This is a genomic window from Pedobacter frigidisoli (assembly GCF_032678525.1).
GTDB lineage: Bacteria > Bacteroidota > Bacteroidia > Sphingobacteriales > Sphingobacteriaceae > Pedobacter > Pedobacter frigidisoli_A.
Genome location: NZ_JAVTSE010000003.1, coordinates 537,147 through 561,935, shown reverse-complemented (window position 1 = coordinate 561,935; position 24,789 = coordinate 537,147). Strand labels below are relative to the sequence as shown.

General features: G+C 39.7%; 17 protein-coding genes. 14 read left to right on the top strand and 3 right to left on the bottom strand.

Translation table 11 applies throughout. From position 1 onward, the window contains the following. Nucleotides 1-33 precede the first annotated feature (33 nt). The 12 genes from R2Q80_RS11480 (at nucleotide 34) to R2Q80_RS11425 (ending at nucleotide 17,711) form a co-directional block, all read left to right on the top strand. On the top strand, nucleotides 34-2,448 hold the full coding sequence (locus R2Q80_RS11480) for a zinc-dependent metalloprotease (RefSeq protein WP_316799748.1): 2,415 nt from the start codon (nucleotides 34-36) through the stop codon (nucleotides 2,446-2,448). 7 nt (nucleotides 2,449-2,455) lie between these two features. Then, complete coding sequence (locus tag R2Q80_RS11475) at nucleotides 2,456-3,571, top strand: TlpA disulfide reductase family protein (protein ID WP_316799747.1); 1,116 nt, start codon at nucleotides 2,456-2,458, stop codon at nucleotides 3,569-3,571. 324 nt (nucleotides 3,572-3,895) lie between these two features. Next, nucleotides 3,896-4,483: an RNA polymerase sigma-70 factor gene (locus R2Q80_RS11470; RefSeq protein WP_316799746.1), complete on the top strand. Its 588-nt coding sequence runs from the start codon at nucleotides 3,896-3,898 to the stop codon at nucleotides 4,481-4,483. Nucleotides 4,484-4,633: 150 nt separating this feature from the next. Further along, nucleotides 4,634-5,773, top strand: a complete 1,140-nt coding sequence (locus R2Q80_RS11465; protein WP_316799745.1) for a FecR family protein — start codon at nucleotides 4,634-4,636, stop codon at nucleotides 5,771-5,773. 236 nt (nucleotides 5,774-6,009) lie between these two features. Beyond that, nucleotides 6,010-9,357, top strand: coding sequence for a SusC/RagA family TonB-linked outer membrane protein (locus R2Q80_RS11460; RefSeq protein WP_316799744.1), 3,348 nt, complete (start codon nucleotides 6,010-6,012; stop codon nucleotides 9,355-9,357). A gap of 11 nt (nucleotides 9,358-9,368) precedes the next feature. After that, complete coding sequence (locus R2Q80_RS11455; protein WP_316799743.1) at nucleotides 9,369-10,829, top strand: RagB/SusD family nutrient uptake outer membrane protein; 1,461 nt, start codon at nucleotides 9,369-9,371, stop codon at nucleotides 10,827-10,829. A gap of 5 nt (nucleotides 10,830-10,834) precedes the next feature. Beyond that, nucleotides 10,835-11,674, top strand: coding sequence for a DUF4843 domain-containing protein (locus tag R2Q80_RS11450; RefSeq protein ID WP_316799742.1), 840 nt, complete (start codon nucleotides 10,835-10,837; stop codon nucleotides 11,672-11,674). Between the two features lie 25 nt (nucleotides 11,675-11,699). Next, entirely contained in the window at nucleotides 11,700-13,280 is a 1,581-nt protein-coding gene (locus R2Q80_RS11445) for a PKD-like family lipoprotein (protein ID WP_316799741.1), read from the top strand. 32 nt (nucleotides 13,281-13,312) lie between these two features. Further along, a complete protein-coding gene (locus R2Q80_RS11440; RefSeq protein ID WP_316799740.1) occupies nucleotides 13,313-14,482 on the top strand; it encodes a TlpA disulfide reductase family protein in 1,170 nt (389 codons plus the stop codon). Continuing rightward, complete coding sequence (locus tag R2Q80_RS11435) at nucleotides 14,482-15,642, top strand: TlpA disulfide reductase family protein (protein WP_316799739.1); 1,161 nt, start codon at nucleotides 14,482-14,484, stop codon at nucleotides 15,640-15,642. Before R2Q80_RS11440 ends, R2Q80_RS11435 begins: the two co-directional genes overlap by 1 nt. A 225-nt stretch (nucleotides 15,643-15,867) precedes the next feature. Further along, complete coding sequence (locus R2Q80_RS11430) at nucleotides 15,868-16,680, top strand: AraC family transcriptional regulator (RefSeq protein WP_316799738.1); 813 nt, start codon at nucleotides 15,868-15,870, stop codon at nucleotides 16,678-16,680. Between the two features lie 257 nt (nucleotides 16,681-16,937). Then, nucleotides 16,938-17,711, top strand: a complete 774-nt coding sequence (locus R2Q80_RS11425) for a glucose 1-dehydrogenase (RefSeq protein WP_316799737.1) — start codon at nucleotides 16,938-16,940, stop codon at nucleotides 17,709-17,711. A 277-nt stretch (nucleotides 17,712-17,988) separates the two neighbouring features. Here the strand turns inward: R2Q80_RS11425 and R2Q80_RS11420 are convergent, their stop codons facing one another. From R2Q80_RS11420 to R2Q80_RS11410, 3 genes are all read right to left on the bottom strand, one after another. After that, the gene (locus R2Q80_RS11420) at nucleotides 17,989-19,143 is read right to left on the bottom strand and encodes a histidine decarboxylase (protein WP_316799736.1); all 1,155 of its coding nucleotides are present in this window, start codon (nucleotides 19,141-19,143) and stop codon (nucleotides 17,989-17,991) included. 442 nt (nucleotides 19,144-19,585) lie between these two features. Continuing rightward, a complete protein-coding gene (locus R2Q80_RS11415; protein ID WP_316799735.1) occupies nucleotides 19,586-20,038 on the bottom strand; it encodes a YybH family protein in 453 nt (150 codons plus the stop codon). Between the two features lie 1,625 nt (nucleotides 20,039-21,663). Then, nucleotides 21,664-22,137: an Lrp/AsnC family transcriptional regulator gene (locus R2Q80_RS11410; protein ID WP_316799734.1), complete on the bottom strand. Its 474-nt coding sequence runs from the start codon at nucleotides 22,135-22,137 to the stop codon at nucleotides 21,664-21,666. Nucleotides 22,138-22,439: 302 nt separating this feature from the next. Here R2Q80_RS11410 and serC point away from each other — a divergent pair, with 302 nt between their 5' ends. Together serC and R2Q80_RS11400 are read left to right on the top strand one after the other, a co-directional pair. After that, nucleotides 22,440-23,549: a 3-phosphoserine/phosphohydroxythreonine transaminase gene (gene serC / locus R2Q80_RS11405; RefSeq protein WP_316799733.1), complete on the top strand. Its 1,110-nt coding sequence runs from the start codon at nucleotides 22,440-22,442 to the stop codon at nucleotides 23,547-23,549. Nucleotides 23,550-23,553: 4 nt separating this feature from the next. Next, nucleotides 23,554-24,726, top strand: coding sequence for a DUF1015 family protein (locus R2Q80_RS11400; protein ID WP_316799732.1), 1,173 nt, complete (start codon nucleotides 23,554-23,556; stop codon nucleotides 24,724-24,726). Nucleotides 24,727-24,789 lie beyond the last annotated feature (63 nt).

The window sequence follows — 24,789 nt, the reverse complement described above, 5'->3', positions numbered from 1 at the left end:
TTCCCGTTATACAGAAATATAAATACTATGTCAATGAAAAACATTATTGCAGTATCTTTTGCATTACTATTGTCTCTAAATGCCAATGCACAAAAGGAAATCCCAAAGCCCTATCAGGATCTTATTACTAAAAATGCGATGACACAGAAGGGTTTCTTTAATGTACATCAGGTAGATGACCGCGTATATTTTGAGATTCCCGATTCTTTGCTTGAAAGAGATATTGTAATCGTCAACCGGATTGCCAGGGCTGCTGCAGAAATCAGGAATACTACCGCAGGCTTTGCCGGCGATGAAATCGGTCAGATTATGGTCCGGTTCATAAAAGGAAATAAAAATCTTTTGTATTTGGTTAAGCCTATGCTGGGTGAAAGATCTACGAGTGATCCTACAGGAATGTATCATTCACTCCAGAATTCAAATGTTCAGCCTTTGATTGCTTCATATCCTGTCAAGGCATTGGGAAAGGATACGACGGGCAAAAATAAAAGCTATCTTATTGACATGACTGATCAGCTGAGTAGTGATAATGAGTTGTTCTTTTTTTCCAGCGGGGCAAAGAGCTTGCTCCAGTTGTCTTCTCAAGTGCAAGATCGTTCATACCTGCAGTTTATTAAGGCTTTTGAATCTAATATTGAAATACGCGCTTTTAGAACTTATAGCAAACTAGGTGGGGCGGCAAGTTATGAGCTAAATAGTTCGGTGCTGCTCTTACCCAAAAAAATGATGCGCCCCAGATTCTTCGATGAGCGAGTAGGTTTCCTAAATTCTAGCTATACTGACTTTGATGCCAATCCACAGGGGATAAAAAAAGAGACGATTATCCGTCGCTGGCGTCTGGAACCGAAACCTCAGGATATCAAACGTTATCTTCAAGGGGAATTGGTCGAACCATTAAAACCCATCATTTTTTACATTGATCCGGTTACTCCAAAGAAATGGGTTCCTTATTTCCGGAAGGGCATCGAAGATTGGAAACAGGCTTTTGAACAGGCCGGATTCAAAAATGCCGTAAGAGCCAGCTTAGCGCCTCAGGATTCTTCCTGGAGTATAGATGATGCTGCCCATAATGCAATCGTCTATAAAGCTTCTGCTGTGCTAAATGCCATGGGTAACGAAATCGTTGATCCAAGAACTGGCGAAATTATTGAAGCCCATATTGATTGGCACCACAATATTATGAAATTGCTTCATGATTGGTATATGGTACAGGCTGGCGGAACAGACCCTGGAGCGCGGAAAAATATTTTTGATGACGCATTGATGGGGAGGTTGATTCAAAGTGTAGTTTCCCATGAGGTTGGTCATACACTGGGTCTCCAACACAATTATGCCGCTAGTGCTTCTGTTACAGTGGACAGTCTGAGGAACCCCATGTGGGTGGACAAGAACGGTTTGTCCCCGTCGATCATGGATTATGCCAGATTTAATTATGTCGCGCAGCCAGGCGATAATGTTGGCGAAAGTGGCATGATCATGCGCATTGGAGATTATGACCGTTGGGCGATAAAATGGGGATACCGATGGTTTCCTGAAGGAACGCCTTTAGAAAAGGAAATAGAGGTATTGGACCAGATGACGGTGCATGCACTTCATAACAGAAGACTGCGCTTCGGAGCTGAAAGCCTGGATCAGGATCCTTCCGCGCAAACCGAAGACCTTGGAGACGATGCCGCAAAAGCAGGAACCTACGGCATTCTTAATTTAAAAAGGGTAATGCCTAACATATTACGGTGGACTACGCCGGATGGAGATAGTTATCAGAACGCAAAAAATGCCTATACAGAGGTTCTTAAGCAATACAGTCAATATCTGTGGCATGCTGCCAAAAATATTGGAGGGGTCTACACGATAGCTAAAAATGCGGGCCAGCCAGGTGGGGTGTATTCTGCCGTTCCACTAGAAAAACAACGGGAAATGACCCAGTTTATCATCGATAATGCGGTAAAAACACCCAAGTGGCTTTGTGATTCAGTATTAGCTTCTAGGATTGGGATGAATCCGATAAGGGAAATTAAAAACGCCCAGATCATGTTATTTTCAAGACTTTTTTCCTCAGCAGGCATATCTAGCCTCATAGAGCAAGGGGAGGGAAATAATGATTTCAACGCAGAAATTTTTCTGAAAATGTTAAAGGAGGCAGCCTGGAGTGAGTTGCAAAGTTCGGATCCGATAGATATCTATCGCCGAAATCTTCAGACGGTTTATATCGAATCTGTGATAGGACTTACAAGGGGTAGCAAGCTTCCTCAGAATTCTCTACAAATCTGGCAGGGCCTTTCTCCAAATGATAAATCTATTCCAGACTTATCGACTGTTTTCAGGGCTCATCTAAGTGATTTGCTTTCTGAGATAAATTCAGCTATTCCCCTGGCGACAGGCATGAAAAAGGGACATCTGCAGGATGTATCCTATCGAATTAAAAATGCGCTGGATGGTAATAAATAATATGGATATGAAAAACCCCTTTTTTACCGTACTGATATCTCTGTTTTCCCTGAGCTGCTTTGCGCAGGAAAATATCCCTTTTTCAATTAATGGCAAAATTGGCAAGTATTTTCCCGGAGAAAAGCTCTATCTCCGGTATTGGGCATATTGGAGAGATCTAGGTAAAAATGCGATCGACTCAGCAATTATTAAGGACGGAAATTTTCATTTCAACGGCCTAATGGCCAGCCCGATTCAGGCCAGTGTAAGCCGTAAAAATGGGGAAATGGTTAATGTTTATCTAGATAGTGCGGTCATGATTTCGATCAATGATTCCTTGAAATATAGCAAGGTAACTGGCTCGAGGATAAATGCAGAGCTTCCAACATATGAATCTGCCATGAAGCCCTTCAAGAAAAGGTTCGATGCTGCGATGAAAGTATTTATGGACGCCCCTGAAAGCAAGAAAACTAACGCTGAATTTCAGGATTCACTTAGAAAAGTTGCTCATGAAAATATTGATGAACGTATAAGGTTACAAAAGGAATTTATTTCACATAACACAGATAATTATTTTAGCTTCGTCGCATTTAGGGAAATAATTGGCGGGGGAAGGGATACTGCTATTGTTGGGCCACTGTTCAGACAATTAAGCACCAGATTGCGGGGGCTTTCTGAAGCCCAATATTTCAGGGAAATATTCCGTATTGAAAAATTAACTGGCATTGGCCGAATTGCACCCGAATTCCGCTCTGAAGATCCACAAGGAAAGCACATCAGCTTATCAGATTATAGGGGCAAATATATCTTGATAGATTTTTGGGCGTCCTGGTGTGGGCCTTGTAAAGATGAGATGCCAAATGTAGTATTCGCTAAAAAGAAGTTTGGACAACACGGTTTCGACGTCTTAGGGGTAAGTTTAGATAAACCGGTTACACGGCAGAATTGCATCCGGGCAATAGGTGAATGGAAGATGGACTGGACCACTGTATACAATTTAGATGATCATATTAGTAAAATCTATGGTATTACCAGTATACCAAGAAACTTTTTGCTTGATCCCAAAGGAAAAATAATTGCCCGGGATTTGCGTGGAGAGGACTTAATTATTTTTTTGGGAAAGAATATAAACGTAAAACGATAATGGGTGTACTCCCTGGACATCAAACTCCAGATTATGTTACTGGCTTTCCATCGATTTAACTCTGAGGTCCGATAAGAACATTTACAGAAAACAAGCCCTATCACTCAGGCATCGGTTGCTATTTTGATCAACAGGATTAACAGTGGCAAAAACCTGATTCATATGCCATATTTGTTGTGTATGGATGTTTATTTTCATTGATGTAGATAAATACTTTTAAAGGTTTTTATCAGAGAACTATTGCTTTGGCAACTTTTAAGACTATGCTGAACCCTTTGAAGTTCTTTACTATCGCCTAAATTTCTTAAATTCGTTTAGTATACGATGGCAATTTATCAAGATCATACCGACTTACAGCTTGCTGCTCTATTGCGCAATAGTGACCATGCGGCCTTTTCGGAAATTTACGATCGGTACTGGGCGGTACTTTATCTCCATGCCAGAAAGTTATTGAACAACGATGAAGAAGCCCGAGACGTGGTCCAGGAATTGTTTACTACATTATGGAAAAAATCTGGTCAAATAGAATTCAATGTGCAGCTTTCATCCTATCTGTACAAAGCAATTCGCAACCGGATTTTTAAACATATCGGGCGACAGAAACTTGTTCACGATTATCAGCAATCTCTGGCAGATTTTATAAATGAAGGTCACATCGATACTGATACTCTGGTCCGCGAACGAGAGCTTAGCAGGTTGATTGAGCAACAGATTCAGGCCTTACCACCCAAAATGCGAGAGGTTTTCGAGCTGAGTCGTAAGCAACATCTATCACATAAAGAAATTAGTGAAAAGCTAGGGATTTCTGAACATACTGTCAAGCGTCAGGTCAGCAATGCTCTTGGTATTTTGCGCGATAAACTCGGAATTTCGGCTTCACTCCTTTGTATTTTATTAGGTTATAAGGGTTGATGCTTACCTGATTTCCAATTTTATAAATGCAAACCTCCGTGATTTCGATCCTGGAACTCACAACAATCAATAGATAAAAAAATATTTTGCATTCATCTAATACCAAGAGGATGCTCAGCGGTCTTATCATTAATAAGCGAAAAACCGTTAATGAAAACTTCTTTACAGCTCTCTGAACTTCTTAGAAAATATCATCGAGGAATTGCCTCCGATCAGGAGATAGCATTGCTAGAAAGTTGGTATAATCAACGGTCGGTAAACCTTGACCCTGGCGTTGAATTAATCGAAATGCAGCAGATGAAGCATGTGATATGGAAGTCAATACAAAATGAAATTGCAGTTCTGCCCGTCCCTAAACTCAAATCTTTTTCCCGGAAATGGTATCGTTTTGCTGCGGCCGCCTTGGTTCTATTAACTATTGGGGTTGGTCTGTTATATTATAATAAAAGCGATTCATCAAAATCTAAGCAATTGGCATTCGCAATGCCCGGGAAAAATGCAGCAACCTTAACACTTGCCAACGGTAAAAAGATTATTTTAAATGGTACTGCTAACGGGGAAATTGCTGAACGATGGGGAGTGAAAATCACCGAATCTGCGCAAGGGAGAATAGCCTATGGAAAAACTGATAATGCAAATGGTCATTTAGGAAACAATTTATTGGCTACATCAAGTGGTGAACAATACCGTGTGGCTTTACCCGACGGGAGTGAAGTCTGGCTTAACGCTTCATCGACCCTCAAATATCCTGTAAGCTTTGTTGGTCTAAAAGAACGCAGAATAGAACTTACAGGGGAAGGTTACTTTGAAGTTGCAAAAGATCCTTTAGTGCCATTCATTGTGGTAAGTGGTGGACAGGAAGTTCAGGTATTAGGAACCCATTTCAACATCTCTTCTTACGCTCAGGACGAAAAGTCATATACCACTTTGCTGGAAGGATCTATTGTATTAAAAGCGGCTGAAAAAAACATGATTTTAAAACCTGGACAGCAAGCCTGTGTGAGCAAAGCTGAGGTAAGTGTAATGAATGTGGAATCCAGCTATGCCATCACCTGGAAAGAAGGATTTTTTATGTTTAATAATGAGGAGCTGGGTATGATCATGAACAAGCTCGCCAGGTGGTATAATGTAAGAATCGAATACAGAGATCAGGATATCAGAAGGGAAACCTTTTTTGGCACAATCAGCAGATATGAAGATGTCCGAAAAGTGCTTGACCTGCTCGAATCCACGGGAGTAGTGAAATTCCAGCTGGACAGAGATAAAATCATTGTCGAAAGAAAAAAGTAATTCCCCCGGCTGCTAGCCAATAAAAAATCATTTAATCAACAACCACAAACCAACCAACCAAACCATGAAGAATCATAAAGCACCCTAGTCTACATCCCATTGAGATCATTAAAATTGAAGGACCTAGGCGGCTCCGAAAGCCCTTCAACTGATCTCTCAAATTGAGTTAACAATTTATCGAATGTGGCATAGTGCAGGTTTGCTAAATCACGCACTACGCCTTTAACAGCTATTAAATGAATAAAAATTATACCGAGCATTTTTATAGACCGCCAGGCTATATCTATAAATTATTTTTCACGTTTAAAATTATCGCTATTATATTATTGATCTCATTGATGCAGGTAAGTGCTGCATCATTTGGCCAGCAAGTATCTATTAAAGGCAAAAATGTATCAGTTGAGAAAGTTTTATGGGAAATTCGGAAACAGACAGGTTATGATGTGATCGTGGCGACCTCACATTTCAATATGACAAAATTATTAAATGTAAATTTCAGTTCTGCTCCCTTGAAACAGGTGTTAGACAACATCGTTAGCGGCACGCCTTATAATTATTCCGTTTCCGATAAGAGCATTACCATCAGAGAAACCAATCATCAGGTTGATTTGCCTTTAGAGAAAGTTAGTTTTTTGACTATTGCAGGGAGGGTTGTGGACGAGAATGGCACTCCGCTGTCTTCTGCTGGTGTCTCGGTTAAAGGAACAAAGATTGCAACTTCCACACAAAGAGACGGGAAATTTAGCATAAGCGCATCTCTTGCGGATTCCATAATATTCACCTTTGTCGGTTATCAAACACGGACAATCCTTGCAAGCGCAGTAAATGGTAAAGATGTTAAACTCATTCAGGCTGCAAAGAATATGAATGAAGTTGTAATCAATACGGGTATCTATCAACGTAAGGCTGAAAGTTTCACAGGTTCTTCTGCCACATTTTCTGTAAGTGAACTGAAAGCCGTAGGAAACCAAAATATTCTCCAAAGTTTGAAAACGCTTGATCCTTCTTTTGCACTTAGGGAGAATAACATTACCGGATCTAATCCTAATCAGTTAGCCAACGTGGAAATCCGTGGAAAAACCAGTGTTGTCGGGCTGACACAGGAATTTCAGACAGATCCAAATCAACCTTTGTTTATTCTGGATGGTTTTGAGAGCAACCTACAGGTAATTAGCGATCTGAGTATGGATCGTGTGGAGAATATAACCATTTTAAAAGATGCTGCAGCGACCGCTATATATGGATCTAAGGCTGCGAATGGCGTCATCGTTGTAGAAACCAAAAAACCTAAAACTGGAAAACTCAGAATGAGTTATAGTGGAAATTATTCTGTTGATTTCGCCGATCTAAGTGATTATAACCTCATGAATGCGGAACAGAAATTGGAATTCGAACGACTATCCTTGCTTTATGGTCCGCTTGATCAAAATGGGAGAATCACCAATGAGGGAAATGCAGCCGTTTACAATCAGCGTCTGGCAGACGCTAAACGTGGGGTAAATACCAATTGGATGAATCAAGCAATTCGCGTGGTTGGAACCAGTAGGCATACTTTATTTGCTGAAGGCGGAGATTCGACCATTCGTTATGGTGCAGGCTTTTCCTATGGAAATACAAAGGGAGTGATGAAAGGCTCTGATCGCAATGTCATTAATGGAAATCTGAGATTGATATATCGAAAGAATAATTTTCAGCTTAGTGAATTCTTAAATGTAGATTACCTAAAAACAAATCAGGAAACAGTCCCATTTTCAAGCTTTTCAAGGGCCAACCCTTATTACAGAATATATAATGAGCAGGGAGAACTCAATAGGGTGTTGGAACAGTATTCAATTTCTACGGTGCAAAATGGCTACGTCTTCAATCCTGTTTATGATATGTTGCAAAATAACTTGAATACAGCCTCGAGACTCTCTATTCGCAATAATATAGAAATTGAATGGAGTATTTTACGGGAATTACGGGCGAGGGGGCGGTTCAGCTTGAGCAAAGGAATAGGGAATACAGAAATATTCAAATCGCCCTATCTCTCAGATTTTTTTCTATTGGAAAATCTGCGCAAAGGTGCTTATACTCAACGAGAATCTAAGTCACTGGACTACGATACTGATTTTAGTTTAGTGTATGGCAAGTTGTTGGGAAAAAATCATTTGTTTAACGCAGTTCTGGGCGTCAGAGGAGCTAGCAATGAAGCATCCAATAACGCATATGATGCTGAAGGTTTTGCTGATGATATTCATCGTACCCCTGGATTTGCTAATAGTTTTTCCACGACGCTAAGCAAACCTGTGTACGCTGAATCGCTCAAAAGATCATTAAGCTCTTATTTCAACATGGGATATGCCTTTGATAGCAGGTATTTAATTGATGCATCGTTTAGGTCAGATGGATCATCGGTATTTGGCTCAGCTAACCGATTTACAAATACCTGGTCTGTTGGTCTGGCATGGAATGTTCATAAAGAGCATTTTTTTAACGTGGATTGGATCTCTCAACTCCGACTTCGTTCCTCTATCGGAAATCCAGGAAATCAAAATTTTGACGCCTATATTGCCATAAAGACCTATGCCTATAATAATGCTCAGTCTAATCCATATGGTTTGAGTGCCGTGATTAACGCTTATGGAAATCCAGATCTGGCATGGCAAAAAACTATAGATAAAAATATTGGATTTGATCTCGAAATACTAAACAGAAGGTTCAGGCTCACCGTTGATTATTATAATAAAGATACAGATCCTTTATTGGTGTATACCTCGATTGCTTCATCATCTGGAACGAGCTCACTTGCTACTAACCTGGGTGGACAACTGACTGAAGGGATAACAGCATCACTCAACGCAACATTGGTGCGCAGCCAAAATTTCTTTTGGAGTATCAATGCAAATATGCGTCATCAAAAATCTAAATTCTATAATATAGGCAATGCGTTAAGCAATCTCAACATCGCTAACCGAGGCATCAACACCAATCGCTACTATGATGGTGGATCGCCAACCTCATTGTGGACTGTTGTCTCTGCAGGTATAGATCCGGCTAGCGGTCAGGAGGTATTTATCAAAAAAGATGGTACGCAAACTTTCGTGTATGATTATGCAGATGAGGTTAATGTCGGAGATGCTGAACCAAAATTAGAAGGCATAATAGGTACAAGCTTCAACTATAAAGGATTCACGTTAAACGTAAATATAAGATATCGCACTGGTGGACAAATTTTTCAGAATACTTTGTTCAATAAGGTAGAGAACATTAATTCTACTCAGATTCACTACAATCAGGATGCTCGCGCTTTAACGGAGCGCTGGAAATCTCCTGGTGATTTAGTTGGTTTTAAATCGATTGCTATCACGACCAACAACATGATCTCTTCACGTTTTGTTGCAGATGAACATACCATTAGTGGTGAATCTATTTCATTTGGATACAACGGACAACCCCGGTGGTTGAAAAAAGCTGGAGCTTCAGCGCTGAATGCGCGAATGTATATGGCTGATATCTTTAGGATCTCCAATGTGGTGAACGAGCGTGGGCTAGACTACCCATTTGCACGCTCCATTTCACTTTCTTTGGGATTGACATTCTAAACCAACAAACTATGAAAATAATTAAAAAATGTATTAGTGTGGCAGTGCTGATCGGCATTGTATCCTTGAGTGGTTGTAAGAAGTTTTTAGATGTGCAAATCACTGACCGAGTTACAGAAAATGAATTGTTTAATTCCACACAGGGTTTCCAATCAGCAATAAATGGGATCTATATAGAGATGGCTTCCGATCAGTTATATGGTCGGGATATGAGCGCTGGATTAATTGATGTCATGGCACAATATTATTTTGCGCCAACAATTTTTCAGCCATTTAAACTGTTCCAATATACGGATAATGCAGTAAATAGGCCAGCTTTCGATGCAATTTGGCAGAAGTACTATAAAGTGATTTCCAATAGTAATACGATAATAGATAAGTGTAACACAACCTCAGTTTTGTCTGCTACAAACAAAAATATCATTAAAGGGGAAGCCCTGGCCATTAGAGGGTTTCTGCATTTCGATATATTACGATTTTGGGGCCCCATATATAACTCCACAAGTAAAACAGCACTGATTATACCCTACAGTATAAGTTCAACGCCAATAGTTTCTCCCTACCGTTCATCAGAAAGCATAACTGACAGCGTAATCAAAGATCTTACCAGTTCTTTGGAGTTGCTTAAGCAAAGTGACCCTGTAACTACACAGGGCCGTAAAAATATGTCTGATTTGATCAATGGCGATTTTCTATCCTACAGGCAATATCGGCTAAATTATTTCGCAGTTAAAGCTTTACTTGCACGGGTATACCAATGGCGCCAGGATAATACAAATGCCAGAAAATATGCACTTGAGGTGATTCAGGAAGCATCCAGTTTCTTCCCGTTTGTAACCGCTGCCGCTGCAACCAATACCGCTAATACTGATCGGATATTTTCTTCTGAAATATTGTTTGGTAGCTATGATAATACCAGGAATGCAATGTATAATAACTTTCTCTCGCCAGCTGCAAGCAACCGGATCTATATTCAGGGTGATGCATCCGGCAGGGCAAACGAAATGTATGATGATAAAAATGATTACAGGTATTTAAGTTACGCGACCCAGCAGGTTGGAAACTTATCTCTTTTTTATAATAGAAAATATGAACCCCAGACAACAGTAATAAATAATCAAAGTGTTAGCAGTGAGTTTAATAACTATATACCACTGATAAGAATGAGTGAAATGTATTATATCGCAGCAGAAACTGCACCGACGGTTAGCGAAGGATTAACTTATTTAAATAAGGTACGTTTGGCCCGGTCGGCCAGAGACCTCACGGCTGCAGATGCTTCCGCTTTGAATTTAGCGCTTAGGAATGAATACCGGAGAGAATTTATAGGTGAAGGTCAATTATTTTTTTATTACAAGAGAAGATCGCTAACAAGCGTGCCTGATGGCTCTTCGGCCACTGCCAATATCACCATTAGCGTGGTTAATTATGTAGTGCCAATGGTGCAAAGTGAAGTAAACCTTAGAAATTAATGATTATGAGAAAACTAGTAATATTTAGCTTGTTAGCTATGTGCATGATCTTCCCTTATTGTAAAAAAACTGAATTGAAAACCTACGATGGTGATACCAGTTTATACTTCTCAGTTTTTTACGCCGATCCAACCATAAGCGGACGTTCCTCTGTGCAGCCATTTACCACTTACTCCTTCTTCGGTATTTTTGACAATGTGTCCACTTTAAAATTTCGAGTAAACCTAACAGGAAAAACTGAAAATTTTGATCGTAAATTCATAATTACGTTGGATAAAGATAGTACCACAGCTGTTGAAGGTGTGGACTTTGAGGTAATATCCTCGGACCAGGTGATAAAGGCAAATGCCAGCTATGCGGATGTTCCGGTGACCATCAAACGTACTGCAGCTATGAAAACAAAACAGCTGGTGATTGGGCTTCGCCTCCTGCCTAATGAAAATTTTAAGCTGAGTATGCCGGTTTGGTATCCATTAAGCGGTCAGGTGAGCGTAGTCAATAATGCGCTTTTTGACGCGCGTTATCACGGCATTAAGGTTTCCGACATCCCTGTTGCACCAACGCTTTGGAAGACCTATGGCGCAGTGCAGAATAACCTTGATGCGGGGTATTGGGGTGCATTTTCTGCTGAAAAATACTATTTGATGTGCGAAGTATGTAGCCTGACCTATGATGACTTTACTGCAGCTAAAATGCCCGCCAGCAGAGCATTGCTTATGGCCACTTTAATGAAAAACTATCTCCAGACAAAATTTAACATGGGCACGCCTATCAAGGAGGCCGATGGTAGACTAATGTGGTTTAATGGGGTTTCCTGGAGATCAACAATCGGCGTACCGTACTAATTATTTTAAATTTTAAAAAAGAATCATGAAAAGATATATAACCAAGGTATTTTGTGTACTGATTATTATCAGTTCATCTTGTAAGAAAACTGATAATGACTATCATGAGATAAATGAAGGACAGATCAAAGGTATATCGGCAAACTATGAGGTAGTGTTTAAGTCTGATAGATTAGTGATTGACCCTACAGTCGACTGGACACTCGACCAGCTATCGGGCGGGGATTACGAATATACATGGAAGATAGTGGCCACTGGTTCCAGCAGCGCAACCGCTTTGGCAGGCACAATCATCGGAACAGCCAAAAAATTGGATTTATTCGTGAATATAGATCCAGGAAGCTATACGCTCTATTTCAAGGCTCGTGACAAAAAAACGGATGTAACCTGGACAAAAAGTACAACATTAAATGTAACTACACTGGCAGGTAGGGGATTTTTATTGTTGGGAGATGACAAGGATGGTTATGCTGATCTGCAAATGATTACTATTAAAAGTACAGGTGAAGAATTCATACTTAAAAACCTTTTAGCAAATAATGGTTTGCCAAGGTTAAAGGGGGCAATTGAAGTAATGTACACAGGCACGCCTCAGGGAAGTGCAAAAGATAACCGGAAATTATGGGTGATGACTAAAGATGGCGGATATTACCTTAACCCTCTAAACTTTGAATCCAGCACTGAATTTAGGTTGCCGCCAATGGCATATATTTCGTTTCCGACCCCATCAGAATTCTACCCAGTTAAACTATTTCCAGCTACGATTGATGGTAAACAATTATCAAGTGATAGGGGTGCATTAATGAATAATGGTTATTTCATCAAAAATGACAATGTAACAGTTTCCACTCCGGAATTCTATTCTGATGCTTTAAATACTATAGCGGGCGTGCCCGTTGTTATCGCTCCCTATATCGCCTACACGCTGAGTAATGGATTGTCTGGTTCGATATTCTATGACCGGACCAATAAGCAATTTATCTCTAACGCAAGCTTTTCGTACGTGTCTAGCGTGGTTACTACAGCCCAGCTTGCCGCTCCCTTGGGCTTTCCCTGGAATCAGTCAGTAACGAACAGAGATTTAGTTTACATGGAAAATACGATGGATAAGGCAGGAAGTACTTCTACTTTGGCCAGCACCATTGGAAATACTTACGCTTTAATGAAGGATCCACAATCAAATTTGTTTATATATAAATTTTATCCCAGAACCAGGGTTCAATTAGGTTATTTTCCACTTACTAAAAACTTCGCGCCTGGGCTGGATGCTGCCGACAAGTATGCATTTTATTCCAATCGCTCTATCATGTTTTACACAGTAGGAAATAAACTCTTTGGATACGACTTTAGTGTCGGTTTTGAAAAAGCGAAATTAATTAAGGATTTCGGTTCTGACCAGATTACCATGCTAAAATTTGATGTTCAGAATTCATCTACAGGTTTTAACGATTTGTATGTGGCTACCTACAATGCTACATCTGGAGGGACACTAAGGAGATTTTCAGTAGAAAATAATCCAAATGATGTTAATGCTTCAGAAACTAAAAGCTGGTCTGGGTTAGTTAAGATAATGTCTATTGACTGGAGAAATGATCAATCCTTATAACTAATATGCGGATAGGAAAAATAAAGATGGCCATGATGAAAATATTTGTCATAGCACTTGCACAGCTTGTATCGATGGCGAGCAGTGCTCAGAATAAAAGGATTTCTAATCAGAAATCACCTTTAGCTAAACATTTCCACATTAATGGCGACGTCAAAAATGTTCCTGGTGTGGAAAGGATCTATTTAACCTTTCCAGAAGGAAAAGACAGTGCAGCGGTAGTAAATGGAACTTTTAAATTCGATGGCAAACTCTTCGTGGCCGGCTTAGCTGATCTCCAGCTTAAATTCAAAGGTAAGCCACTCAATAAAACGATCAATGTTAGCCAGGAGCACCTGACGTTATTTCTTTCTGAAGGAAACAATACAATCCTTGTTGAACCAGGCGATAGTTTTAATCAGGCAAAAGTAACTGATTCCAAGTGGCATAAGGCCTACCAAAGTTATGAAGCAAGCCTTATAGAAATGTACCGCCGTGCGGGGTCAGCTAATAAGGAGTATTGGGAGGCTACCCGTGCGGTAAACGTAAGTCGATTGAAAAAATTAAAGCCGATTGTTGACTCGCTGAGGAAAGAAGAGGAAGAGTTTGTTTGTAATTACATCCGCAATCATGGAAATTCTCCTGTCTCCCTTTATGCTGTGGGATCGTTTGGTAGGCCAATCATTAACGCATATGATATTGAGAATGCTTACAACTTACTTTCTCCGGAATTAAAATTATCGGTGGAAGGACAGAGATATAAGAAAAGAATTGCTGATAAAAAACGTTTCGACGTAGGGAAAATGCTTCCTGGCTTCGCCCAACCCGATTCATCAGGTAAAATGATAAGTTTGTCAGATTTTAAAGGTAAATATGTTTTTATTGATTTGTGGGCGAGCTGGTGTGGACCGTGCAGAACACAAACACCCTACGTAAAAGGAGCCGCAGCTGAGTTTAAAGGTAAAAACTTTGTCGTGCTTGCTGTTTCGCTTGACGGATCAAGGCAAGCGTGGCTGAAAGCAATCAGGGACGATGATGCGCAGGGAATGATTCATGTTGGTGATATGAAAGACCGCAAGAATGCGGTCGCTTTACAATATGATATCCATGCCATACCCGCTAATTTCTTAATAGATCCAACAGGTTTGGTGATTGCCAGAGACCTGCATGAGCTTGAGTTGCAAGAACAACTTCAAACAATATTCAAACCAACAGGAAAGTAATGAGAAGGAAAATAAATTTAATATTGATTTTGTTTTTATCATTTGTATCCAAATCATTTGGACAGGAAAATAAACTCAGCGGAACATTTGTTCTTGAACTTCACTTAAAAAATATTCCGGACGCGTATAAGGCAATTATTACTTATCCTCAAGGTGGAAAAAGAGTAAGCGACAGCGCACTTATTGTTAACGGAAAATGTGCATTCCAAGGTACACTTTCGGAATGTGCGCGAGCCGGTATTGGATTGGTTAAAAAAAATCCCGACAAAATAAAACCCCATATTTTTATATCTCAAAATGTTTTCGAATGCTATCTGGCTCCCGGTAAGGCAACACTTGTAGCAGATTCTGCCTTAAAAAATGGAGTTTACCAGGGCAGTTCAGGATACATTAGCGAATATGAGGCATATGTTCGGGACATCAGTAGTTTTCGCCGGAAAAACGTCTTGGGCATTTTTAAAGAACAAACGCCCAATCTGACCAAAGATGAGCGAAGTGCATACATTAAACAAAAAAATAAACAAATGTTTGCGAAAATGAAAGAACAATGCTATAAAGGCTTTATGTTGTCACACCTTCACAGTCCGGTTGGTCTATTTGCCTTTCAAGAATATGCAGGATTTGTGATGACCGATAGTTTGGAAAACTTATTTAGGAAACTGGATCCAAGCATACAGAAATTGCCAACTGGCCTTTATTACGAAAAACTATTTAATGCCATCCATCGGATCAGACCCGGTGTAATTGCTCCAGATTTCACGATTCCGGATACCGCCGGCCACAACGTCAGTGTTTCGACCTTTAAAGGAAAGTATGTGCTACTGGATTTTTGGGCCAGTTGGTGCTCACCTTGTCGAAAGGAACATCCTAATCTGGTCGCTGCATACCAAAGGTTCAAGAGTAAGGGATTTACTGTTTTTTCTGTCTCTGTTGATAAAATGACAACACGTCCTGCATGGCTTAAGGCTATCCGTGAGGATAAGTTGGATTGGACAAATGCGAGCGATCTGATGGGGTGGGATTCTGTTCCGAGCAAACTCTACGGAATAAGTGTGGTTCCTCAGAATTTTTTGATAGATCCAGCCGGAAAAGTCCTTGCAATTAATCTCCATGGACCAGCACTTCAGCAAAAGTTGGAAGAACTGTTTAAAATACCATAATGGTTAGTTTTAGTTAATAGTCGGCAGGGTGGGAGGGATATCTCCTACCTTGCATCATTTTGCCGGCAATAGCGTCTGCGAAGGTTTGCTGGTTTACCTTTTGTTTGAATTATTGGGCAAACAACGGTTCCTGTAAGTTTTTATCTGAGCAATAAGCTTTATATATTTGAATAGTTTTAATAATTTGCCCGCTGTTGCTGTTAAACCTGGTGGGCGTATGTAATCATGACTAAAAGTTTGATGACTCTTGGTGCTAATACCACTTTTATTTCTTATAGACTGAACAGATTTGCGAATAATTTTGAGATACTCAGCCAGCACGCACTGATTTTTGTGAAGTCAGGGCTGTTAACCGTTAAAGACCAAGGGTCCCGTGAGTGTTTTAGTAGAGGTGAATTTGTTTTTCTCAGGCGATATCATCAATTCACATTGGAGGCTGTTCCTGAAAATTCGACAGGTATCTATGAGGTTCACTGTTTGGAATTCCCGGTGTCCTATTTAAAGAATTATCAACAAAAATTCTTTAAATCTTTCAAAGCGCAACCTATGCGGGATAACGCATATCAAAGAATAGCATATAGCAATGATCTGGAAAGTGTTTTTTTAACTGCCATGCCCTATCTTGAGCAAGGTGTAATGCCACTTGGGGAGATACATGAGCTGCGCATCAGGGAATGCTTAATAGCGCTATTACATCTTTCCCCTGAATTGAAAAATCTTCTTTTTGACTATCATTCACCGTGGAAAATTGACATTGCCAGTCACATGGAGCAAACCTTTGCTTTTAATATACCATTAAAGGTCAGGGCAGCGGAATGTGGACGAAGCCTCGCAACTTTTAAACGGGATTTTGCGCGCTTTAGTTCGTTAACACCTGCAAGATGGATATTAAGCCGTCGACTTACAGCGGCCTATCATATGCTAATGGTGGAAAAAAAACAAATTAGTGAGATATACTCTAGTCTTGGATTTAAAAGTCTATCACACTTTTCAACGGCATTTAAAAATAAATATCATTTTCCACCTACAAAGCCATGAGCTTTCCATTAAAGTAACTTGAGCTGTCTATGAGGAACTTTTCATGCTCTTAATACTAAGTTTGTAATTCATTCACTTATGATTGCTGTATGCCTTGACAGGTTATTAAGCTAGACCATCAGTTTTGAAGACTTGTAATCTTTGGTAATCCAAACTGGTCTTTAGAATAAGGATAACTGAATATGATAATTAGCATGCCATTACTCAGAAGGAATGATTGTTTTAGTCGTATTACAACTTTTTTAATAATAAATTTTATGCAGGTAAATAATTTGATGTCGGGTAAAATAGGGTTAATCACTGGCGCCGGCGCCGGAATTGGCAGGGCTTCTGCAATGGCTTTCGCCAGAACAGGGGCCAAAGTTTTGGTTTCCGATATAAATGAAATATTGGGAATGGAAACTGTTAAGTTAATAGTCAGTGAAGGCGGAGAAGCTTCTTTTTTTAAATGTAATGTGGCAGCAGAGAATGAAGTCGTTGCGCTGATAGGCCATGTAATTGATTTATATGGAAGAATTGACTTTGCACATAACAATGCTGGCATTGTGCCAGAGCGTCAGCCAATAGGAGCGACCAGCAGCGAAAACTGGCAGAAGGTTATTGATGTAAATCTGTTTGGTGCTTACTATTGTATAAAACATGAAGTTAATGCCATGGTGAAATCAGGCGGAGGAAATATCGTGATGACTTCATCGGCTTTAGGCTTGGAAGGATCCTGTAACGCAAGTTCATATGTTGCGTCTAAATTTGCTATGAATGGATTAGTGAAGTCTGTTGCTTTGGAATATGGTAAAGCAGGTATACGTATCAATTCCATATGTCCTGGATTAACACAGACAGAACTTTCAGAGCAGTTCATGAAAGATAATCCGCAAACTAGGGTATCTGCGCTGGCTGCTATTCCAACTGGTGAAATGGCATTGCCCGAGGATCAGGCAAGAACTGCCGTGTGGCTTTGTTCTGATTACAGTAAGCAAATTACAGGCATGAATATAGCTGTTGATGGCGGTAGTTCTGCAGGTAAATTGTAATAATCTTTCTTAGAGTCACCTGGCGTTGCCACTGTGTACAACATTAAGCTTGCTTACACTGGAACTTTGTCCAGAATATCTAAGGAGTCGCAATGGGATTACCGAATTAATTTTCTATAATTGACAGTATTCCAACGCATCCATTTTTTAATATGCCGGAAAAAATGTGACCTTTAGCTTCCTGATGAGCTTCAAATTTGGGGATGATCATCTTAGATTGTCCTCAATTTTGAAGGATAATTTGTACGGGAGTTTTTCTCATTTAAGTGGGTGCTAATTAGTATGTTTGCAATTGGGCTGAATGCATTGTGATTTCTCTATTAGCCTCTTTCATGTCCAAAACAAATTGATCTATTTGATCAGTACTCACGTTTGGCATGCAAATGATATGGGCAAGGCTATCTTCTGATGCCAGTTGCCATTTTTGACAAATGCTCAAGGGTGGACTTGGAAAATTGACTGTGATAGCATGGGGATTTCTCCATGCATCAATGCCGGCAGCCATCAGTTTATTGGTCGCGTATTCAGCAACCATCAAGCTTTGCATAGCCCTGCTCTTTAGCCCCTCAATACCGAGCGTTTTGATTGAATACCATAGGAAAAGGGGAGTATGTCCATTTCTTGAGCCAGTTATGGTTGTATCCATACTCCCGATGTAAGATATCGTTCTTGCAATTCTATCTTTGTTCGAACGCTTTACTATTACTACACCGCACGGCATGGGTGAACCCAGGAACTTATGGCCGCTAATGGCTATGCTATCTGCACCATCCGCGAAATCAAAAGCTGGCCGGGGTTTTATGAAGGCGCTATACACGCCTGAAAGTGCCGCGTCAGCATGAATATAAAATTTTTGAATGGCGAGGTTTTTTAAGATGGAGCGTATTTGGTATATGTCATCTCTGGCTTCTGTCATTGTCGTGCCAATGTTCGCCATAATTATGGCAGGAAGGTGACGATTCATGCCGATATTTAACCGCAGATCATCGTAATCAATTTCCCCATTATCCTGGGTTTTAATGACGATGCTTTGCAAACCAAGTAAGTGCAGATTTTTATGTACACTATAGTGGGTCGCTTCGGAATAATAAACCATCGCCTTTGGATGGAGTTCCCTGGCGAGGTACAATCCATAAAGGTTTCCTTCCGATCCGCCATTAGTCACATAGCCCCAGAAATTATCGATTGGTGCCCTAAAAAGATCAGCAAAGAATGCAATCACCTCTGTTTCCTGGTTACGTGAACCAACTTGATAGGTCGATCCTACGAAGGGATCGCCCAAATTGTTCATCGGATAGTTTAAAAATTCAGATAAGTCTTCGAAATTAAAATCTTTTGACACCGGATAGCCAAGGAACGAGTTTGAATGCTTTTTGATATCTTTCAATAAATCATCTAACACTTTTTGATAGTCTGGTTTTAACTTTTGCATCTGGTTGTTGAATGTACATCCAAAGATATTACAAATATAATTAAAAATGGCTATAAGGTTTTTGTTTGATATTTAATTCTTGTTAATATTATTTTATAAAAATTAAATTCTGTTTCGTTTTTTAATCTGTTTAATCACCTAATAAAATTTCAATCCATTAATGATATGATCTTATTCAACAACCGATATTATTTATCCAGCAAACATCTTGAAGGCGGTACTTAATCAATTGCAACGACAAAATGGAATCAATTGATATAAATCTTAAACTATCAATACTTGAATAGAATTGAACATTTTAGTCGATTCTGCTGTGGATTGCGTATCTTAAAGAATTTTAAAGTCTTAAAATTTGAAGGGGCGATGGCCGCATGCGCCCCTTCAATTATGCTGACGCTATTATTGCCATTTATTATAGCCCTAGCGACAGGATGAAACGAGGTTATGCCCGGAAAGAAGTAATGCGAAATTTTTCTTCATTTGCTTTGCCGGACATCCACTCACCATCTACAGGTAGAGATACATGTTGATGAATAAGTATCCAGTTGCCTCCCTGTTTACGGAAGCAATCCGTTTGTCTGGTAATCAGATCTGATACATGTTTTCCGCCTGCCACTGCTGTGAAATGTTGGATGGTGCATACAAGTGCCATGTTATCCTCGATGATGAGCTCTGTTTCAAGAAGGTCTGCTTTGCAGGAATCTAACAGCGCAAACTGCCTCCTGAATTCAACTAGCGCAAGCGCTTTACCTTTCGAAGCGTGTGGTTGAATATCAAGCCATATCACATCTTCTGACCAGTGTCTGGTGATTTCCTCAGCGGTTTGTGCATCTGCCATTTGCTGAACGATAGATATTAGTTCCGCTTTGTTCTTTTCAAATTCTTTGTTTTCCATATCTGTATTTCAAGCAAAGTTGAGGCCATAGTATGGCTGATAATTTAACAAACAGCTCAACATGCTTTCATAGAAAGCTCATTCTTGAAAGTGAGATTTTTCCTCCGATAAGATTCAGCTACATTTATTAGGAGCGGGTTGATAGCGATTTCTCAATGATATCATGCTTCATCAGATGATGAAAATATTATTGCGCAATCTCAAAGTCTACTGGTTTTTGGATTAAGTTGGTCAGATAGCGTTCGCAAAATATGAAAGCTTCTACCTGTTGATTGATTTCCAAAACTCCGCTCACGCAACATTTAGTATCCGCCAGGAACTAACGGACAAATGACATGAACGCTGAGCGGCTTTGCTTATTTTTATTCGGAGGTTGCGTTAGGGCACTGGTAATCTGGATAGTCTGTGCTGATACGAGGCAAACCACTAATTAGATATTCATCCAAAGGTATCATATTCGATTCTACAGATGAGGGCGGTCTGAATGTATCATAAGTCTAACAGGCTGATAATATCGACATAAGTTTAATGCGATGGCCGGAATTACTTTGCAGAAAACTTTGTGAAAAATAGAAATAAAACAATAAAGATCAATGAAATGCTCGCAATCAAGCCGAGGCCGCCAATGATAAAAAATATGCTTGATATCGAACTATTCACGTGCCAAAATTTGAGACAGAAGCTTACGAAAGTTAAAACAAGCTCAATCGCCAATACAATTTTTGTAATTTGAATAAATTTTTTCATCAGGATATAATTTAACATAAATATAATAAATAAATATAATTATCTGTTATTTTAAATTCCATTTGCACTTTTATACAATTATATTAAAAGATACATTGTTGAAAATACTTCGGGATACGAATCATTTATGCGGTTGAAGTATTGGGCGAATTCGCAATGTATTTCTCGAACCGCGCACTGAATGTAGGTATTTGCCGATGTAATTTCTCTTTTTAAATAAATAAACTTTTATTGTAAACCTATGAATTTCGTCATTAATCAGCATATGCTATGGCTCGCATTGGATTAGTTTCTGATTTATAAACTATCGTAGGCAGGTCGAATTCTGGCCATTCATTTACTTCCTGTATTTTAATAGAGTCTAACGGATATTTCAACGAAAGCACAAAATATATTTACCGGATGTTCCGAATTAGTTCCTGCAGGATCCATCGACAGCATTACCAATGGGCAATTGCAAGTCATCTGAAGAGAAAAATGGCTGATATCCCATATCTCAGGTCCTTGTATTGTAAACCAGGTGTTCATAAAAGATAGCCTAACGAACTCCAATTGGGAAAGGTATGCTAATTTGGAATAGGAACACATTTTGCTCGCAAGCTTCCGGGGTAAGACGAGACTGGTCATATATTAGGTATGCTATACGCTATAAAAAGAATATTCGGAATTACGTGCATCTCGCTGAGTAAGGCGATATGGATTTTCCTGGAGTGCCTTGAATCTGGCTAAACATAACCTGCTGCACTGACCGGGATTTACCAGGCTGCTGCAGCTCCACTACAATAACCAAGGTGTTCACCGGTATACTTTTCATCTTTGGGTATATCTATGCGAATAAAATACCCAACGGTGGAAATCGCTAAGTGCTAACAAAATTATTAGATCACATACGCAGTTTCATATTTGCATTCTGATAATACCAGAAAACTTTGAATCGATCCCACATATGGTAAGCTACTAATTTTCTCTTTCAGGAATGTGTTGTAAGTGACCATATCGGGAATCGCAATCTTGATCATGAAATCAAAATGACCAGTAAGGTGATAACACTCCATTACTTCGTTGTGCTTGTACATTTCCATTTGAAAAGCTGTGATAACTTCCTCTGAATGGGATTTGAGCTGGACATGAGGAAAAGCAATGAACAATGACCGTATTTTTTCGATGTCAAGTAAAGCGACAGTTGTACGTATATAGCCTAATTCTTTTAAATTTTTAATCCTCTCCACGATATTACTCATACTTTTTCCCAGTTTTCCGGCAATCTCTTTGTAGGTCATCAACCCATCTTTCTGCAAGAGCCTTAAAATACCCTTATCAATCTCATCCAACAGAAATCTTTGTGTACTCACTTAGTGTATATTTATTTGTTTATAATCCTATTTATAAAAGTAAAAATATGTTAATTATGTAATATAACTGCATTTGTTTTCCTTTTTTATTATTTTTACTTAGTGTATTTTTTACAACTTATAACAGTTGGTGTGCCTACCTATTGAAATTTTATTTTGCAACAGCATGTAATGAATGCTTGTAACCAAATTTTGGTTTGTAAACCCATTCAAATAAAGTAATTTTTACTCATTTTTTTAATTCTTCAACGTTTATCTACTATAAAATTGAACTTTATGCACGGCATTAAGCTATTCTAACCATGTATAAAAAACACAATTTTGGCGCAGGACCCTGTATCCTTCCTGCTGAGGTAATGGAGCATGCTGCTTCAGCAATTCTAGACTGGAACCAGACTGGTCTTTCTATTTTAGAAGTATCTCACAGGTCCCCGGAATTCGAGGGTGTTATGATTAAGACCGAGCGTTTGGTTCGGGAATTACTAAACGTGCCAGAGAGCTATGCCGTTCTATTTCTGCAGGGTGGCGCGAGTACACAATTTTCTATGGTGGCGATCAACTTTTTAAAGAAAGCAAATAGTGCAAGTTATCTCGATACAGGTTTTTTTGCACAGAAAGCGATAAAAGAGGCTAAGCTTTTTGGATCGGTAGATATCGTCGCTTCTTCGAAAGATAAAAGCTATAGCTATATTCCGGATCACTATCAGCCTTGCGCTGATGCAGCTTACCTTCACCTGACATCAAACAATACAATTGAGGGTACTGAGATGTTTGATTTCCCCAAGCCTGGCCTGCCAGTCATATGTGATATGTCCTCAGATATTTTCTCACGGGAAATCAATGTCCGAGATTTTGATTTAATTTATGCTGGAGCTCAGAAAAATCTGGGTCCTGCAGGAATGACTTTGGTGATCGCAAAAAATTCGTTTTTGGACAGCGTTGATCATCCCGTTCCATCTATGTCCGACTACCGGGTTTACCGCGATAATAACAGTATGTTCAATACCCCTCCGGTATTTTCTATTTATGTTGCAATGCTCAATTTGATTTGGTTAAAGGCTAATGGGGGTGTTGGGGCTATTGAAAGCCTCAATAAAAAGAAAGCAGAATTACTTTACAACGAAATAGATAGAAATACACTTTTTAGTGGAACTGCAAATCTCGCTCACCGTTCGAGAATGAATGTAACCTTTACGGCCTCTAGCCCGGAAATAGAGGGCAGATTCCTTGATCTTGCAACATCGTTAGGGATGGTGGGGATTAAAGGGTATCGAACGGTTGGGGGATTTCGGGTGTCATTATATAATGCGTTGCCCTTTTCAAGCGTAGAGGCTTTGGTCGCATTGATGAAACAATTCGAACAGCAAATCATTTTAGAGGAATGTTTACCTAAAACCGTATTTGACTCTTGAGATTATGGCGACCATAAAGGAATTTAAAGCTTTTCTACCTGAAGTCAATTGGTTTAACCGCCTGCTCAGTGGAGACGGGACTGAGCTCTTCGCGCTACGCTACAAGCTGGAAATAAGGGGAAAAAAAGATATAGAAAGCGGATGTGTGGACAAGGTGGAGGAAGTGTTAAGTGTGCTCATAAATAACAGGCGTTTCGACTATCAGCAAAATCCTGCAATTTATGTTTATCAGCAGGAAACTCTGGGAAAAATTTCTTCTGGGATTTGCGCCATGACTGCTGTGAAGGACTATCTCCATGGTGAAATTTTAGGTCACGAACATACTTTGCAAGAACATGAGGAAAGGTTACTCAGCTACAGGCTAAATATTGGAATGGAGGGGGCTCCGGTACTGTTGACATATCAACCCTTAACAGGTATTGACGAAATCATTTCAAGTATCACTTTGAAGTCTCCCAGCTTCGCTTATCAGGAGGGAGAAATTGCCCATCGGTTGTGGAGGATATCTGAGGATGCCATGATTCAGCATCTCAAAGATGTGTTTCAAGAAATTCAGATTGCTTATGTAGGCGATGGTCATCACCGGCTGGCAGCGGCAGCCAAGATGCAAGGGGCAGAGAATGAGTATATGCTTGGTCTATACGTCTCAACTGATCAGCTGAGCGTGTCAGGATTCGACCGTTTAATTTTTCCCGGGCAGGAAATAATCCAAAGTGATTTTTTTGAATTCTTGGAAAAACTATTTTTTGTTTCAGCAATTCCGGGTAATGTATGTTATCAGCCCGATAGGCTGCACCGGATCGGGCTGTGTTATCATGGAATCTGGTATCAACTTGACTTAAAGGATTTCACAAATAATGTTTTGGATCTACCAGACGTAGTAATTCTACAGGAAATGATTTTATCGCCAGTGTTCGGAATCACTGACCCCAGAACCGATGAGCGTCTTTTTTGCTATCCTAACCAGGATATTTCAGAAATGTTGGAAGATGCGTCCTGTTCTTCAGAAGCGATCATTTTCACGCTTTATCCAATTGGTGTAGATCAACTGATCGACTGCGCGCAGCAATCAAAGGCGCTTCCGCCAAAATCCAGTTTTATTGAGCCAAAGGTTCCGTATGGGCTATTAATGAATCCAGGTGCGTTGCTCAAACAATTTAAAATCAGCGGATTATGATGATAACATGTAATGTAGTTCATGGTAACAACTTGATATCTATCAGGGATGTTTTGGCATTGA